The 15779-nt window shown below is 47.4% G+C and carries 14 protein-coding genes; 5 read left to right on the top strand and 9 right to left on the bottom strand.

The features are described 5' to 3' along the window. The first annotated feature begins 65 nt into the window (after window positions 1–65). Both ABD031_RS02360 and ABD031_RS02355 read left to right on the top strand, forming a co-directional pair. A complete protein-coding gene (locus ABD031_RS02360) occupies window positions 66–1877 on the top strand; it encodes a TrkH family potassium uptake protein (protein ID WP_343848191.1) in 1812 nt (603 codons plus the stop codon). A gap of 140 nt (window positions 1878–2017) precedes the next feature. Next, entirely contained in the window at window positions 2018–2707 is a 690-nt protein-coding gene (locus ABD031_RS02355; RefSeq protein WP_343848190.1) for a potassium channel family protein, read from the top strand. On the opposite strand, the gene ABD031_RS02350 is transcribed toward ABD031_RS02355, so the two are convergent. Genes ABD031_RS02350 through ABD031_RS02335 form a run of 4 tightly spaced genes read right to left on the bottom strand, consistent with a single transcriptional unit; the run spans window position 2691 to window position 7816 of the window. After that, on the bottom strand, window positions 2691–3512 hold the full coding sequence (locus tag ABD031_RS02350; protein ID WP_343848189.1) for an ion transporter: 822 nt from the start codon (window positions 3510–3512) through the stop codon (window positions 2691–2693). The genes ABD031_RS02355 and ABD031_RS02350 overlap by 17 nt on opposite strands. 23 nt (window positions 3513–3535) lie before the next feature. Next, a complete protein-coding gene (locus tag ABD031_RS02345) occupies window positions 3536–5998 on the bottom strand; it encodes a bifunctional UDP-N-acetylmuramoyl-tripeptide:D-alanyl-D-alanine ligase/alanine racemase (protein ID WP_343848188.1) in 2463 nt (820 codons plus the stop codon). Window position 5999: 1 nt separating this feature from the next. Next, window positions 6000–7064 carry a lysylphosphatidylglycerol synthase transmembrane domain-containing protein gene (locus ABD031_RS02340; protein ID WP_343848187.1) on the bottom strand — a complete coding sequence of 355 codons (1065 nt, stop codon included), beginning with the start codon at window positions 7062–7064 and terminating at the stop codon, window positions 6000–6002. Window positions 7065–7066: 2 nt separating this feature from the next. After that, complete coding sequence (locus ABD031_RS02335) at window positions 7067–7816, bottom strand: segregation and condensation protein A (RefSeq protein WP_343848186.1); 750 nt, start codon at window positions 7814–7816, stop codon at window positions 7067–7069. A 177-nt stretch (window positions 7817–7993) separates the two neighbouring features. Between ABD031_RS02335 and dxs the strand changes: the two genes are divergently transcribed. Together dxs and ABD031_RS02325 are read left to right on the top strand one after the other, a co-directional pair. After that, window positions 7994–9907 carry a 1-deoxy-D-xylulose-5-phosphate synthase gene (dxs, locus tag ABD031_RS02330; protein WP_343848185.1) on the top strand — a complete coding sequence of 638 codons (1914 nt, stop codon included), beginning with the start codon at window positions 7994–7996 and terminating at the stop codon, window positions 9905–9907. 12 nt (window positions 9908–9919) lie between these two features. Further along, window positions 9920–10690, top strand: a complete 771-nt coding sequence (locus ABD031_RS02325) for an alpha/beta fold hydrolase (protein ID WP_343848184.1) — start codon at window positions 9920–9922, stop codon at window positions 10688–10690. A 1-nt stretch (window position 10691) separates the two neighbouring features. Here ABD031_RS02325 and ABD031_RS02320 read toward each other — a convergent pair whose 3' ends face one another. The 4 genes from ABD031_RS02320 to ABD031_RS02305 all read right to left on the bottom strand — a co-directional run bounded on the left by ABD031_RS02320 (window position 10692) and on the right by ABD031_RS02305 (window position 13880). Then, window positions 10692–11174, bottom strand: coding sequence for a GAF domain-containing protein (locus ABD031_RS02320; protein ID WP_343848183.1), 483 nt, complete (start codon window positions 11172–11174; stop codon window positions 10692–10694). Beyond that, window positions 11167–12195, bottom strand: coding sequence for a bifunctional diaminohydroxyphosphoribosylaminopyrimidine deaminase/5-amino-6-(5-phosphoribosylamino)uracil reductase RibD (gene ribD, locus ABD031_RS02315; protein ID WP_343848182.1), 1029 nt, complete (start codon window positions 12193–12195; stop codon window positions 11167–11169). Before ribD ends, ABD031_RS02320 begins: the two co-directional genes overlap by 8 nt. Next, the gene (locus tag ABD031_RS02310) at window positions 12192–12983 is read right to left on the bottom strand and encodes a DUF4382 domain-containing protein (protein ID WP_343848181.1); all 792 of its coding nucleotides are present in this window, start codon (window positions 12981–12983) and stop codon (window positions 12192–12194) included. Before ABD031_RS02310 ends, ribD begins: the two co-directional genes overlap by 4 nt. A gap of 84 nt (window positions 12984–13067) precedes the next feature. Then, the gene (locus tag ABD031_RS02305) at window positions 13068–13880 is read right to left on the bottom strand and encodes a DUF4382 domain-containing protein (RefSeq protein ID WP_343848180.1); all 813 of its coding nucleotides are present in this window, start codon (window positions 13878–13880) and stop codon (window positions 13068–13070) included. 112 nt (window positions 13881–13992) lie between these two features. Here ABD031_RS02305 and dgt point away from each other — a divergent pair, with 112 nt between their 5' ends. Further along, on the top strand, window positions 13993–15336 hold the full coding sequence (dgt, locus tag ABD031_RS02300) for a dGTP triphosphohydrolase (protein ID WP_343848179.1): 1344 nt from the start codon (window positions 13993–13995) through the stop codon (window positions 15334–15336). A gap of 97 nt (window positions 15337–15433) precedes the next feature. Here the strand turns inward: dgt and ABD031_RS02295 are convergent, their stop codons facing one another. Next, complete coding sequence (locus ABD031_RS02295; protein ID WP_343848178.1) at window positions 15434–15637, bottom strand: hypothetical protein; 204 nt, start codon at window positions 15635–15637, stop codon at window positions 15434–15436. Between the last annotated feature and the right edge of the window lie 142 nt (window positions 15638–15779).

Here is a 15779-nt window from a genome sequence, read left to right as displayed (position 1 = left end):
ATCCAGTAACTTTCATTTGATTTTGATGGTGCACTACATTTTGATCCAAAATCGAGGACAATAGAATGAAGTTTAACTTCCGGTTTTTTTCTAATCCCAATCAAAACTTACAGTTCATCAAGCAGCTGATCTTGGTCTTGAGCCGATCCATGCGCTATTTGAGTTTCGGAGCTTTTGGCCTAATGATCTACGAGCTCGGCTATACCACCGACCCGGAAAAACTGTACTACACAACCAAGATTTTTGAGATCCTGGTACTGCTACTTGGCTTGACAATCATCCTCAGAAATGTCTTTTCGAATCTATCCCGCAAGAACAAAAGGATCATCTTTGAGCTGGTAGTGGCGATTTTTCTGCTCGTCTCGATCCTGATCCGGTGGAACTTATTCGGAGAGTATCCGGACAGTGTGCTGCTTACTTCGAAAAAATACATCCTCACGAATATTTTCGTGACTCTGATTTTCATTCAAGAACTCGGGAAATTCAGTCTTCTGGTCAACAAGCTCAAACTGAGTCCTTCGCTGATTTTCATCCTGAGCTTCTCTATTCTCACGATCATTGGGACTGCTCTACTATACCTTCCCCGCTCGACTACGGCAGGGATCAGCCTGATCGACGCGTTCTTCACCGCAACATCGGCCGTGTGCGTCACCGGCTTAATTGTGTTGGACACCTCCACTGCGTTCACGCCTTTCGGACAGGTTGTCATCATGACCTTATTTCAAATCGGAGGATTGGGAATGATGACGTTTACGACCTTTTTTGGGTTCTTTTTCCGGGGTAGTCTTTCGCTCGAAAACAGCCTTTTTCTCCGGGATTATATCAATGAGAAAAATGTCGGCGCAATCTCCTCGACTTTGATCAAAATCGTCATTTTCACGGTGCTGGTGGAGTTTTTTGCAGCCTTGCTTATCTATGTTTTCACGGAAGATTCGCTCTTTGCCAGCGCTGGACAAAAGCTCTTCTTTTCCGCTTTTCACGCCATTTCCGCTTTCTGCAACGCTGGTTTTTCCACACTCAGCTCTGGACTATACGAACCTGGATTTAGGTATCTATACCATATGCATTTGGTCGTTGCTGTGACGATTGTGCTCGGGGGAATTGGTTTTCCGGTGTTTATCAACTATTACAATTACCTCGTTCGTGTGCTTACAGGCGCCGTTCGTTTCGTCTTTATCGGGGAAAAATACCGGCACACTCCTCGTGTCTCCAACATCAATACCCGACTGGTGATGTACACCTCAACAGCTTTGATGCTTGTTGGCTTCGCTACGTACTGGTATTTTGAGCAAGATTTTACCCTGAAAGGACTCAGTTATTATGGGAAATTCGTGACTTCTGTTTTTGGTGCAGTCACTCCGAGGACTGCCGGTTTCAATTCTGTAGACATGACGGCACTTTCAGTACCGACGATTTTGATCTATCTGATTCTGATGTGGATTGGCGCTTCGCCAGGATCGACTGGTGGCGGAATCAAGACCAGCACCTTTGCCGTCGCTCTGCTCAACACCTGGAGCGTGGTCACCGGAAGAAGGCGAATGGAGATATTTGGAAGACAAATCTCCGCGGAGTCCAACAGAAAGGCCTTCGCTGTGATTGCACTTTCGTTCTTTACGATTGGATTGGGCGTGTTTTTGGTGACGATCTACAATCCCGAGCTAGCCCTGATTGACGTTGCTTTCGAGATCTTTTCCGCCTACTCCACGGTTGGTTTGAGCCTCGGGATTACCGCTCAATTGAGCACTGCAAGTAAGTTGGTAGTCACCGTAGTGATGTTTTTTGGAAGGGTCGGCACCTTGACTATTTTGGTAGCCATCAGCCGGAAAATCAAAGAACGCCGCTACAAATACCCAGAAGAAACAATATACATTACTTAACTCTCAAGCTAAGTATTCGAACATAACAAACCAGTCAAATATGGGATGATCATCAGCCATGCGGGATTCTCCTGAAGAATCCCGCATGGCTATCGGGACGGAACAGGCTAAGTGGCTATTAAAAGACAAATTATAAACACATGAAATACATCATTGTCGGTATGGGAAACTTCGGTTCCTACCTCGCAAAAAGGCTGACGGATCTCGGCCACGAGGTCGTCAGCGTGGACAATAGCGAAACCAAGATAGATCAGATCAAAGATCATGTCACCTATGCCATGGTCATGGATGCCACGGATCAGCATGCAGTACACACCCTTCCGATGAAAGATACTGACGTGATCATCATCGCAATCGGAGAGGATGTCGGGGCCTCAATACTCACTACGGCTATCTTCAAGCAACTGAAGCCCAAGCGAATCATCGGGCGAGCTATCAATGCACTGCACGAAACCGTCATACGGGCCATCGGTGTGGACGAAATCATCCACCCGGAGGAAGAAACCGCCGAACGCTTGGCGAAGCGACTGCAGCTAAAGGGAGTGATTGATTCATTGGAGATTTCACACGACTATAACATTATCGAGGTCAAAGTCCCCACTAGGTATGTAGGAATGACTGTAGCAGATGCAAACATCCGCCGGGAATTTTCTCTGAATATAATGACGACAATCAAGGAAAAAGAGAAGACTAACTTGTTGGGGATGAAGCTACCCCAACGGGAAGTTGCTGGTGTAATCTCAGCAGACTACGTCTTCGACGCCAATGACATCCTCTTGATTTTTGGGAAAATCAAAAATATCCAAGAGTTTCTTAACCTCGAGAATTAACTGGTTCCCCGCATTTACGGCAAAAACTGTCTCCGGATTCCAGGTTGTCGAAACCGCAATGGGTACAGGATCGGTGGGTTTTATAGTGATCTTCAGTGTTTCGTCTTTTCGCCATCTCAGAGCTCACGATACCCGTTGGTACTGCAATGATCGCATAGCCCATTAGCATGATCAGAGATGCCAAAAGCTGACCCACAGGAGTGTTGGGCGTAATGTCTCCAAAACCCACCGTTGTCAAGGTCACTATAGCCCAATACATCCCCACCGGGATACTGGTAAAGCCGTTTTCAGGACCTTCAACCACAAACATCAGCGTGCCCATGATGAGTACTAGGGTCAAAACGGAGAAAAGAAAGATTTGGATCTTTGCCGCACTGGCTTTCAAAGATTCGCTCAGAAACTCAGCCTCTACCAAGTAGCGACCAAGCTTCAATATCCGGATCACCCGAAGCAGTCTCAAGGCTCGAATCACCGAAAGCAAGTGAGAATTGACTACGAAAAAACTCAAATATACCGGCAGGATCGCGAGCAAATCTACAATTCCGTAGAAGCTTATGACGTATTTCCATGTCTTGCTGGTAAGCCATACCCGAAGGATATATTCCAGTGTAAAAAGAAAGGTAAAAGCCAACTCCAACACAAAGAAGACGTCTCCATATTTATCGTGTAAATGTCCTACCGAATCCAAGATCGCCACGATAATGGAGCCAAAGATCAACCAAAGTAGTACCAGGTCAAATGTCTTGGAGGCGCGATCGTTTGATGCAAAAACGATATGTGCAAGTCTCCTTTTCGATAATATCATAAAGGAATTTAGATAAAAATCATTTAATCCAAATAGTAGACCCGCTTCACCCGGGTGCTAATATTCGTGAGGAGTTCGTAGGGGATCGTTCCGATTTGATCAGCCAGATCTTTGAGCGAAATCTGCTCTCCGTAGATTATCGCCTCATCACCTGCTTTGACGTCAATCTTGCTGACGTCGACCATCACCATGTCCATGCAAACATTGCCGATAATCGGGGCTTTTTGGCCGTGGATGAGGACGTATCCTTTCCCCTGCGAAAAACGGCGGTCGTAGCCATCCGCATACCCTATGGCCAAGGTGGCGATCTTTCCGCCATTAGGAAGTTGTCCCTTGCGTGAATAGCCCACTGTTGCGCCGGGATCAAGGCTTTTGACCTGCGAAATCGTCGTTTTCAAGGTGCTGACCGACTCAAGCGCTGAATCATAGCTACCCGTCACCTCCACCCCGTACAGCCCTATGCCTAGTCTGACCATATCCATCTGAAATTCCGGGTATCTGACAATTCCGGCGGAGTTCAGCGCATGAACGAGCGGCTTGTAGTCCAATACAGCTTCTATTACGGATTTCATCTGTGAAAACTGCTGAAGTTGAAATCGGGAAAACTCTTCGTGCTCCTCCTCGTCGGCTCCTACCAGATGCGTATATAGGCTGGCTACCGTCAGTTCTGGAAAAGCTGCAATCAGCGTTTTCAATTCCTCAAGGTGTTTTTCTTCAAACCCCAGTCGATGCATTCCTGTGTCCAAATCCAAATGAATGGATAGCTGGATCTGATGATTTTGGGCGTAGTTTCCCAGCTTTTTGAAAAACTCCGGACTGAAAACCACCGGTTCCAAGTCAAACTCCCGAAGTAGATCAAAGGATTCCTCCACAGGATTGAGCACCATGATCGGAAGTCGAATTCCCTGTTTTCGCAGTGAAACTCCCTCGTCCGTAAAAGCTACCGCCAAATAATCTGCTCCCATGGTCTGGAGATGGTTGGCGATCTCTGCAGCTCCACCGCCGTAGGCGAAGGCCTTCACCATCACCATCATCTTGGTGTCTGGTTTTACTTGCTTTTTGAAAAAGTTGAAATTATGGGTCAGCGCATTCAGGTTGATTTCTAGCGTCGTGCCATGAATACGCTGTTGAAGTCTATTGACTACCCGTTCAAAAGTGAAAGATCTGGCACCGGTAATAAGTATCAGGTCATTTTGAAATGCGTCAGGTGTCAGCGACTGCAGCAGTCTTTCTGTGTTGGGGAAATTTTCGAAGCTATCTGGGAAAAAGTCCCCCAGTCTGTTGATTTCAGTCCCCACGCCAATTACCCTATCGATTTCATACGATTGGATCAATTGGGCCACTTCCGAATAAATTTTCTCCGGAATTCCCTGCTGAAGCAAGTCGGACAAAATCAGGATCTTGGAGCGCTTGGGACGCTGTTGACTGAGAAACTCCAGCGCTACCTTCAGCCCCGCCAAGTCATTGTTATAGGTGTCATCTATCAGCAGGGAATCATTCAGTCCTGGCTTCAGTGTCAGCCGCATGTCCACTGGTTTCAGATGATCCAATCCCGCCTGGATAGACGCAAAGCGCTGCCCCAACGTAAGCGCTGCGACGATCACATGAGTGATGTTTTCTATCGAAGCGGAATCAGTAAATGGCACTTGAAACGTGAACGTGGACAGATCACTTTTCATCAGGATGATCTTGGTGAGGCCTTCCTGCTTCTTCACCGAAACTGAAAAGTCCGCACCTGGACTCGCTGACCAAGAGACTAATCGATCCTGCTCAAATCGGTTTTCGACTTCTTCCCGTACCAGTTCCTGATCTCGGCAGTAGATGAGCAATTTGGATTTGGCGAAAAGCTGAAGTTTCTCGTTGATTTTTTGCCCGAGGCTCTCAAAGCCCTCTTGATGTGCCGTCCCAATATTGGTGAAAATCCCCAATTCCGGACGAATCATCTGACCCAAGGCGGCCATTTCACCACACTTAGAAACCCCTGCTTCCAGCAAAGCCACTTGATGATAGGGTTGGATTCCAAAGATAGAGAGCGGCACGCCAACCTGGGAATTGTAGCTTTTGGGGCTTTTGGCGATGGTATAGCTATGGCTCAACACTTGGCCAAGCCACTCCTTGACGATGGTTTTACCATTGCTGCCGGTGATGCCGACAACAGGTTTTTCGAACTGTGACCTTTGGAAAGCTGCGATTGCCTGGAGCGCAACCCGGGTATCAGCAACGCGAATGAAAGTTGCTTTCAATTCTGGATTTTCTTTCCAATCCAAATGCACTAAAAAACATCGGATTCCTTTGCAAACAAGTGCAGGGATATAGTCTGCCCCATCGGCTTTGGCGCCGCGAAGTGCTACAAATAATGTCGTGTCCGTTTGGACGATTTGTCGGGAATCGATGCTGATCTGGGAAATCAACCCTGAAAATTCCTGCCCAAGAGCTACTCCTCCGGTGATTTTTTCTAGCTGGGCTATCGAGAGTTGACTGAGCATGTCACTCTTGGGCTAGTTTCTTCTTTTTGAAAAAGACCTGCTTGATCCAGCGTGGAAGGAATATCGCTCCTAAAAACAGGTAGGGATAATAGGAAAACAATCTCCAAATGATACTGGTGACAAAGGTGTACTGCCCGAGGAACTGGGTAAAAAACTGCCCGTAGAAAAACTCAGCAGTCCCGCTGCTGCCCGGAGTAGGAGAGAGCATCATCACGATCCACATGATCACCTGCCTGGCGAAAACGATGATTTGCTCATCGAAAGTCAACGGCACAAATGCTGAAACCAAGGCGTTCAGCATGAGGTATCTCGAAGTCCAGATGAAAATAGTAACACCGATTATCTTCAGCCAAAATCGGTAGTTTTTGCCAGAAAGCTCCCTGGATGCAGCAATAATCTGATCTCCAAATTCCTGGGCATTGTGCTTCCATTTTCTCAGGAATTTGATCGAGCAGATCTTGATCAACACCCATTTGAAAACTCTCGGCCGATAAAATAAAGCGAGAGTCATGATTAAGCTGTGAAGCGCGTAAAGACTGTAGCTGATCCAGAAAATCGCCTGGAGACTGTTTTCCAGTTGGCTTTCGAGGAGTTTGCTGTCGGGAAAAATATTTCCCTTGGCCAAGAAAAGAATCACCGGTGCGCCAATGACGAAAAACAGATTGTCCAAAATAGCCGTCACCATCACCATGGCAATTGCTTTTCCCATCTTGATCCCTTCTTTGTTAAGGATAAACATCGCCACGGCGGTGCCACCCACCACAGAAGGCGTAACCGCAGAGGCAAATTCCCACAGGATGATGACATAGATCGCCCTTGTCCAGGTAAGGTGTCGATCGGTAATCTCTCGGATCCGGTAGACGTATCCAAAATCGCGGAAGAAAAGAACCAGCGCGGCAAAAAACAACCAGGGTAAGGAGGCGTCAGACGCTACCTTCAGATTTTCAACCGTTACGTTGGGGTCTAGATAAAACATGGCAACGATGATCCCCAGTCCGATCAGGATAGGTACCCAAACTTTGTTGGGGTTGAGGGTTTGGAAGATCTTTTTGTTGTCCAGCTTCATCGTCAGGCTGCAGCGATTGGCTCAGTCTTTTCTACCCAAAAATTATTGTATCCTTCACCGATGATGATGGTAACCAGGGAAAGTTGAAGGAGCTCCAGAATGGCCAAAAAGGTATAAATCACGAAAATTTTGTCTGGTTTGTAGTTGATGAATTCTGAGAAAGGTACTTGTTTTTTGAAGCTTATCTTTTCCAATACAAAGTCTTTTTGCTGCTCAATGGTGTAGGGGTACTGAATCACAGTGTGTTTGGTCTCTTCGGTACGGTTAGCCATTTTGGCCATGCACTTTTGGAAAACTTTGAGCAGTTTGTAGAGATCCACGTGTTGCATTTCAGCATCTACGTCTTCGGCTTTGCTAAGTTCTAAAAGCTCCCTGCTGAGGTTTCCCCGCTTTACCTTGGAAAGTCGGCTCCCCTCCATGTGAGCCAGTTCGTCGACCACCGACTTGTACTTTTTGTACTCCAACAGGTTGCGGACAAGCTCTTCTCTCGGGTCTATTTCTTCGCCTTTTTCATTCATATCCGGGCGAGGCAGCAGCATCCTGGACTTGATCTTCATCAGGGTCGCGACAAAGAGAATAAAGTCGCTTGCGACTTCGATTTCCATTTTTTCCAGCTGATGGATGTAGTTTAGGAAGTCATTGGTAATCTTGGAGATGGGAATGTCGTAGATGTCAAGTTCGTCTCGTTCAATAAAAAACAGCATCAGATCAAAGGGGCCCTCAAACAATGGTAATTTGATCTCGAAACTCACCGGATAGCTAAATTTATTGGTTAACTTTGTCTTTTCGTAGCCAAAGATATTCAATTAAGCAAATTAATGTGAATGGTTTGAAATAAAGCAAAGCGGTCGTTCTGGCGTAGATTTAGCCTATATAAACAAACTGATCCACTTCGAGTTATTCTACTTTGACACCAATTACTTCAGAAAATGCAAATCACTCCCGGTCCGCTCCTAGCTCAAATTAACACTCCCGAGGATCTTAAGAAGTTTTCCAAAGACAAGTTGGTACAGATCTGCGAGGAGCTAAGGCAGTATATCGTCGACAATGTATCCGTATACGGAGGTCATTTCGGCGCAAGCTTGGGTGTGGTGGAGTTGACCGTGGCCTTGCATTATGTCCTGAACACACCGGAGGATCAGCTCGTCTGGGATGTTGGACATCAGGCCTACGGACACAAGATTTTGACCGGACGAAAAGACAGCTTTCACACCAATCGCGTTTACGGGGGGATTTCAGGATTCCCAAAAAGAAAAGAAAGTGAGTACGATACCTTTGGCGTAGGGCATTCCAGTACTTCCATTTCCGCTGCGCTCGGGATGGCGGTTGCATCCAAATACAAAGGCTCCAATATCCAGCATGTGGCCGTAATCGGAGACGGTTCGATGACCGGGGGGATGGCTTTTGAAGCGATGAATCATGCTGGGGTCAGCGACTCCAACTTACTGATCATCCTCAATGACAACTGCATGGCGATTGATCCCAATGTGGGCGCGCTAAAGGACTACCTGACGGATATCACTACCTCGCGAACCTACAATAAAGTCAAAGACGAAGTGTGGAGAGTTCTTGGTAAAATGAGCAAATTTGGCTCAAGTGCACAAGAGATCATTTCAAAAGTAGAAGGTGCTGTCAAATCCACGTTGCTAAATCAAAGCAACCTTTTTGAATCTCTCAACCTGCGCTATTTCGGACCAGTCGATGGACACGATGTGGATCATCTGGTAGAGATTTTGAAAGACCTCAAAGATATCCCAGGACCAAAAATCCTTCATTGCATCACCGTAAAGGGCAAAGGATATGCCCCCGCTGAAAATGGAAACCAGACTACGTGGCACGCTCCGGGCACCTTCGATAAAGTCACCGGAGAAATTTTCAAAACAACACCTACAGCTCCCCAAGCACCAAAATATCAGGACGTTTTTGGAAATACCCTGGTCGAATTGGCAGAGATGGACTCCCGAATAATGGGGGTCACTCCAGCTATGCCCTCCGGGTCCTCGATGAATATCATGATGAAAGCGATGCCTGACCGCGCATTTGACGTCGGCATTGCTGAGCAGCACGCGGTTACCTTTTCTGCAGGATTGGCGACTCAGGGACTGGTTCCTTTTTGTAATATCTACTCCACTTTCATGCAGCGGGCCTACGATCAGGTCGTGCATGACGTGTGTCTCCAAAATCTCCCGGTTGTATTTTGCCTGGATCGCGCGGGCTTTGCCGGTGCCGATGGCCCGACCCACCATGGCGCCTATGACATTGCTTTCTTCCGCTGTATCCCAAATCTCGTCGTATCCGCTCCGATGAACGAAGAGGAACTTCGAAATCTGATGTTCACCGGAAGCATCTACAACGGTCCGTTCTCCATTCGCTATCCGAGAGGAGCGGGAGTGATGCCCGAGTGGAAAACTCCCCTCCAAGAAATTCCCGTTGGCCAGGGTCGAATCGTGAAGGAAGGCGAGGACGTGGCCATCTTGTCCATCGGACATATCGGAAATTATGCCGTGGAAGCCTGCAAAACCCTGGTGAAAGAAGGTCTGAATCCCGCTCACTACGACATGCGCTTCGTAAAGCCGCTCGATGAAGAGCTACTCCATGAGATTTTTGGCAAATTCAAAAAAGTCGTGACAATCGAAGACGGATGTCTGATGGGCGGCTTTGGTTCGGCGGTCCTGGAATGGATGGTGGACAAAGGCTACACTGCTCAGGTGAAGCGCCTCGGCATCCCGGACGACGTGATCGAGCACGGCGAGCAAATCCAACTTCACCGCGAATGTGGCTTCGATCCAGATGGAATCGCTTTGACTGTCAGGAGCTTGTCCGAGCTGGCTCGGGTTTCCTAAAAATCGCTCCCAATGGCTGATATTGATTTTTTTGAAAAGGGAACAGGTCAGCCTGTCCTCTTGATCCACGGTTTCTGTGAAACGGCAAACATGTGGACCGACTTTGCCAATACTCTTTCTGACGAGTTTCGGGTAATCTGTCCAAACCTGCCCGGTATCGCGGGATCGCCGATTTCCGGCGATCAGATTTCCCTAGAAGAAGTCGCTATAACATTAGAAGAATGGTTGGACGAATGCCAAATTCAAGATCCAATCGTGATCGGGCATTCCTTGGGCGGTTACATCACCCTGGCATTATTGGAATTGATGGGAAACAGGATAAAAGCTATCGGCTTATTCCACTCCACGGCATTTGCTGATGATGCCGCCAAAAAAGACATGCGAAATCGGGCGACTGTTTTTTTGAAAAAACATGGTGTGGACAAGTACGTGACCTCGTTTATTCCAATGCTTTTCCCCGAAAACAAAAGGGGCAAATTGAGCCCGGAAATTGAGCGGGCAATTGAAGATGCCAAGCGTTCCAGTTTACAAGGGTTGGTCGCATATACCGGAGCTATGCGCGACAGAAAAAATCGGTTGGAAGTTTTGAAAAATTATTCAGGCCCCAAACTCTTGATAGCCGGTACGCATGACGGGGCAGTCACGATAGAGGCAAGCCGGGCCCAAAAAGATGCATTTTCCCACTTTATCGAGCTGGAAGGTGTCGGTCATATGGGCATGGTGGAAAGCAAGGATGAGACAATGGAGATTATTCGGGAGTTTTGCCGTTTCTGCGTAAACTAACTTAGAGCGTCTTGCTCAATATTTCCATTATGACCTCCAGATATTTTTGATCGGCCTCATCAAAATCTGCCAGCTGGTCGCTGTCCACGTCCAAGACCATTGCTACTTTTTCGCCCTGGAAAACCGGAACCACAATCTCTGACTTCGAAGCCGAGCTGCAGGCGATGTGTCCGGGAAAAGCATCCACATCGGGAACGAGTTGCGTCTTTGCTTCCTTCCAGGCCGTACCACAGACGCCTTTGCCTAGATTGATTCGAGTACACGCGATCGGTCCCTGGAATGGCCCCAAGACCAATTGCTCTCCTTTGACCAAATAGAAGCCCACCCAAAAAAAACCAAATGCTTCTCGCAAGGCCGCAGCGATATTGGCGAGGTTGGCGTAGAGATCCGGCTCTCCAGTGATGAGGGCTTCGATCTGGGGGATGATGGCCTCGTATTTTTCAGATCTACTTGCTGCTTCGGGGATATACAGAGATTCAGACATGATAATAGATGTTTAAGGTGTCGTCGCCGATCCTAAGTGTTTCGGCAGGATTTTCGTTCAAACTTGGAGCAGAAATCCCCGCTTCAAAGCAACTTTTGCCAGTGAAAACCCGGGCTTCATCCCACAATCCGCTGGAAATAAACTGAGCCAGGACGTGGCTTCCACCCTCTACGAGCAGACTCTGAATTTTTCGAGCGTTTAGGTCTTTCAGAATTTCTATGATGGAAAAGTCATTTCCCAGATTCACGAAATCAAGGTTTTCAGAGGCGTGAGTTTTCTGAGAATTGTAGCAAATCGTATTAATGCTTTGGTCAAAAAGATGAAGGCTATCCGGAAGCGCCAGTTTGGAATCAAGGACAATACGTTTGGGATTTTTTCCGGCCCAATCCCGTACATCCAACCGGGGATTGTCGTGCAGCGCGGTGTTTTTGCCGACCAAGATGGCATCTTCCTCCGCTCGCCATTTATGAACAAGCTGCCGACTTTGGGAGCCACTGATCCATTTGGAGGAGAAGTCAGTTCTCGCCACAAACCCATCCTGAGTCTGTGCCCACTTGAGAATCACATACGGTCTTTGTTTCTCGATCTGGGTAAAAAAGCGCCGGTTTTGCCAACGCGCAGCTTTTTCCAAAAGCCCAGTTTCAACAGCTATTCCGGCATTTTTCAAGATTTCGATTCCTTTTCCACCAACCAGAGGATTGGAATCAACCGCTGCGATGACAACTTTTTTCAGTCCTTTTTCCACCAAAAGATTAGCGCAGGGTGGCGTCTTGCCAAAATGTGCACAGGGCTCCAGTGTGACGTATGCGGTACTTTCCTTAAGCAATTCGGGATTCGAGACAGAATTGACCGCGTTGACTTCGGCATGTGGACCGCCATAGATTTGGTGATACCCTTCACCGATGATTTTTTCATCGTGGACGATCACGCAGCCGACCACAGGGTTCGGGCTGACAGATCCCCTTCCCAACTCGGCGAGTTCCAAAGCACGCTGCATGTAGAGTCGATCGAGCCCGCTCATTTTTTGTCTAAGATGATCCGATCCAAGGTGGTAGTTGCTCCTGATTTTACTTCCACATTGAAAAGAGTGTCGGTTTTGTACTTGGAGTCTTTTGGATCGATGAAAACGGTGTAGATACCGGGATTTATCCTGAAAAGGAAGCCTCCCGAGGTGTTGGTATGTGTACTGACAGAGTCTTTTCCTTGAATGGCATAGATTACCGGCTTCAAATCCGTCGGGCTCGTAGTGCCGGCCAGATCCCCTCTTCCAATTCCGGAATAAGCCGCTATCGTCGGATTGAAAGCCAACACCAAGGGATCGGGCTTGATGACCCGAATGGATTTTTCCAAATCAAAATCCAGAACCAAATCGTAGGAAAAACCCTGCTTGAGATCGACGGGCAATGTCTGAAAATAATCGGTATTCCCGCCAGGCAGGTCCAAGGGGTATCGATCTTCGTCCAAGTAAAGGGCATTGGATGGGCCCAGTTTCAGCGTGATGCCGGTTATTTTCCCGAGTTGCATTTCAGCTCTGGCAACCGGCAACGCTGCTCCGCCTACCAGTTGGGAGATATCCACTTCTTTGTCTCCAGGTTCGTAGGGAAAAAAAATCTTTTGGACATCCCCATCTCGACCGTCAGGTACAAAATCCAGCTCCACGCCCTGAATCTCCACAATCACAGAATCCCAAGATGCCGGAGCGTCGATCAGCAAGATATTGACTAGCGCTTTTGGGCTGTCGTCAAAACTTTCGCAGGACGTGATGGCAGCAGCTAAAACTAAAAACAGAAGAGTTTTAATTCGATTCACGGTGCAAATTTAGTCCAAATCTTTTCATAGCGAGGCAATGAAGGACCGGAAAGAAAAAAAGCCAGTAGATCTGGCAATTTCTGTTTAAGGCTTGGATGCCAGTGTGACCGCTGGTGGAATAGTCACCTCGTTCTCAGTGACAGAGATGTCGCTCAGCGTCTGAGGCAGGTAATTTTCATTCGGTGTTAACGTGATGGAATAGCTGCCAGGCACCAGGCCCATGACGGCATATTTTCCGGTTTTGTCCGCAAACGTATTGACTTCAGCACCCTGCCCGGCTATGGTAACCATGATAGGTTGAGCTTCGAGCGGTAGGACCTGTCCTTGTATGCCCTGTGATTCTTCCAAATAAGCCCTCAAGACTGGTTTGAGGATAACATTTCCGGAGTTTCCTGCGGTGACGATAGATTTCGCCGCATCAAAGTCAATGATCAAATCGTAAGATTCTCCGCCGTGAATTTCTTGATCAACTTTGATTTTTAGGCCACTTTGTTGGGCACTGGGAGTTTTCAGGGTGATTTCCTGACCGTCCTTGACCAGGTAGTTGTTATCGCCGAGAATGAGCCGAATTTGATCGATTTCACCTTCGGGAAAATTTTCTGAACCGAGTAGAATCGAATTTCCGCCCGTCAAATTGAGCAGATTGACCATTTTGGGGCCATCATAGACAATTTCATTCCAAGAATCGTCATTCTCGTCCATTTCTCCTCCTTTATGATTTGCTTTCACTCGAAGTGCAAGTACTTCGATCCAGACTTCATCATAGTCCGCAGGAGCATCGACCAGCCGGAAGTTGACTCTTGCTTCCGTTGAGTCTGGACGGTCGTTGAATGAATCACAGCCGACGGCAAAAAGAAGGAGAATAAAGAGGCTTAAAACAGTGGTTTGCGTTTTCATTTGGTTGCTTTTTGCTTGGAACCGACCGACACTTACCCCACAACTATGCCAAATGAGGATCCCTAAAATTTTCCCGGGGGAAATTCTGCGGAGATTTCTAATTTTGGGCATGATGAAATGGGAAAAACTTCTGGCGGACGGAAGATTTGGAGATAGCTCGCGTGCGACAACAATGGATAAAGCCCGGAGTGAATTTGAAATCGACTACGATCGGGTGATTTTTTCGGCTCCGTTTCGAAATCTACAGGACAAGACGCAGGTTTTTCCGCTTCCCGATCAAGCCTTTGTCCACACCCGACTTACCCACAGCCTGGAGGTGTCCAGCGTAGGAAGATCCCTGGGGAAGGGTGCCGGCGAAATCCTCCTTGAAAAATTCCCGATGCTTCTGGACCAAGGAATCACGACCTCCGCCATCGGATCCATCGTAGCGGCGGCAGCCCTAACTCATGACATTGGAAATCCACCCTTCGGCCATGCCGGAGAGGAAGCTATTTCGGATTTTTTCAGACTTCACGCCCACGGGAGACTGTGGGAAAAACACGTAAGAATCGATCAGTGGGGTGATTTGGTGAATTTTGAGGGAAATGCACAAGGCTTCAGAATGCTCGTATCAAAGCAGTTTGGGCTGAAACTGACCTATGCAACTTTGGCAGCTTTTACCAAATATCCCCGACCGAGCCTCATTGTCCAGCGTGATATCGCACGAAAAAGCCAAAAGAAATACGGCTTTTTTATCAATCAACTTTCGGATTTTGAGCAGATGTGCAGCGTGTTGGGAATCGAAAAAACCAGCACCGATTGTTGGGTGAGGCATCCCCTGGCGTTTTTGGTGGAAGCGGCGGATGACATCTGTTACAGCATCATTGACCTGGAGGACGGTTGCACGCTGGGTCTGGTGAGTTTCGAGGAAACGGTCGAGCTCCTGAAGCCCATTTTAAAAGAGAAATTTGATCCTGAAAAACTAAAAAACCGAACGAATTCCCAAAACCTCGGTGCGCTGAGAGCCATGGCGATTGGCCAGCTGATCCACGAGACGGTTGAGGTTTTTGGGCAGTATGAGGAAAACATGCGCAAGGGGAATTTCGACAAAGCCCTGACCGATATCATCCCATCAGCCAAGGCTTTAGCCGCGATTTCCTCTGTTTCTGTGCAGAAAATCTACCGCAGTAAAGTGGTTTTGGAAAAAGAAGCTGCCGGATTTCAAGTGCTGGAAGGTTTACTTTCCATTTTCTCTCGCGCACTTTATCATCATTTTTACCAGCAGGAATCATTTTCCGGACAGGATAAGAGTGTACTTCGCCTGTTGCCGGAGGATTTCCCGATGAAAGGCTGGGGAGAAGAGGTCAATCCCTATCCGATGCTACGGGCTCTAGTGGATCATATATCAGGGATGACCGACAAATACGCGCTGAATCTGTATCGAAAAGTTAATGGGATTTCCTTTCCGGGAGTATAGCGGATTTAAATTTGTCACTTTCATCAGGTCTAAAGACTCTAAATGAAAAAGCCGGTGTAGGAAAGCCCCACACCGGCGATTTTTTTTTACATCTTCATTACAACGAAGTGGTAGTATCCATTGCGGTGGTGTCCATCATCGTGGTGTCCGCCGGAATTTCCTCTATGGTCGGAACCACTTCCTCGATCACTTCTTCCTCTACCGCTTCTTCTTTTTTTGCTCCGCAAGAAGCCAGTGTTGCTACAGTAAATGCGAGGGCAAATACCATCACGGATACTGATTTAAATGTTTTTGAGATCATAACTACAGTTGGTTAGGTTGAAATATTTTCACCCATAGAGGCAAAAGGTTACATAAATTTAAAAAATATGGCTCAAAAACAAACTTATTTGCAACAAAATATAAGATTTGTTGAAAATACAAGAGCTAATCTGTACCGTGGA

Source organism: Algoriphagus jejuensis, assembly GCF_039523455.1.
GTDB lineage: Bacteria > Bacteroidota > Bacteroidia > Cytophagales > Cyclobacteriaceae > Algoriphagus > Algoriphagus jejuensis.
This window is presented reverse-complemented; position numbering and strand designations above follow the sequence as displayed.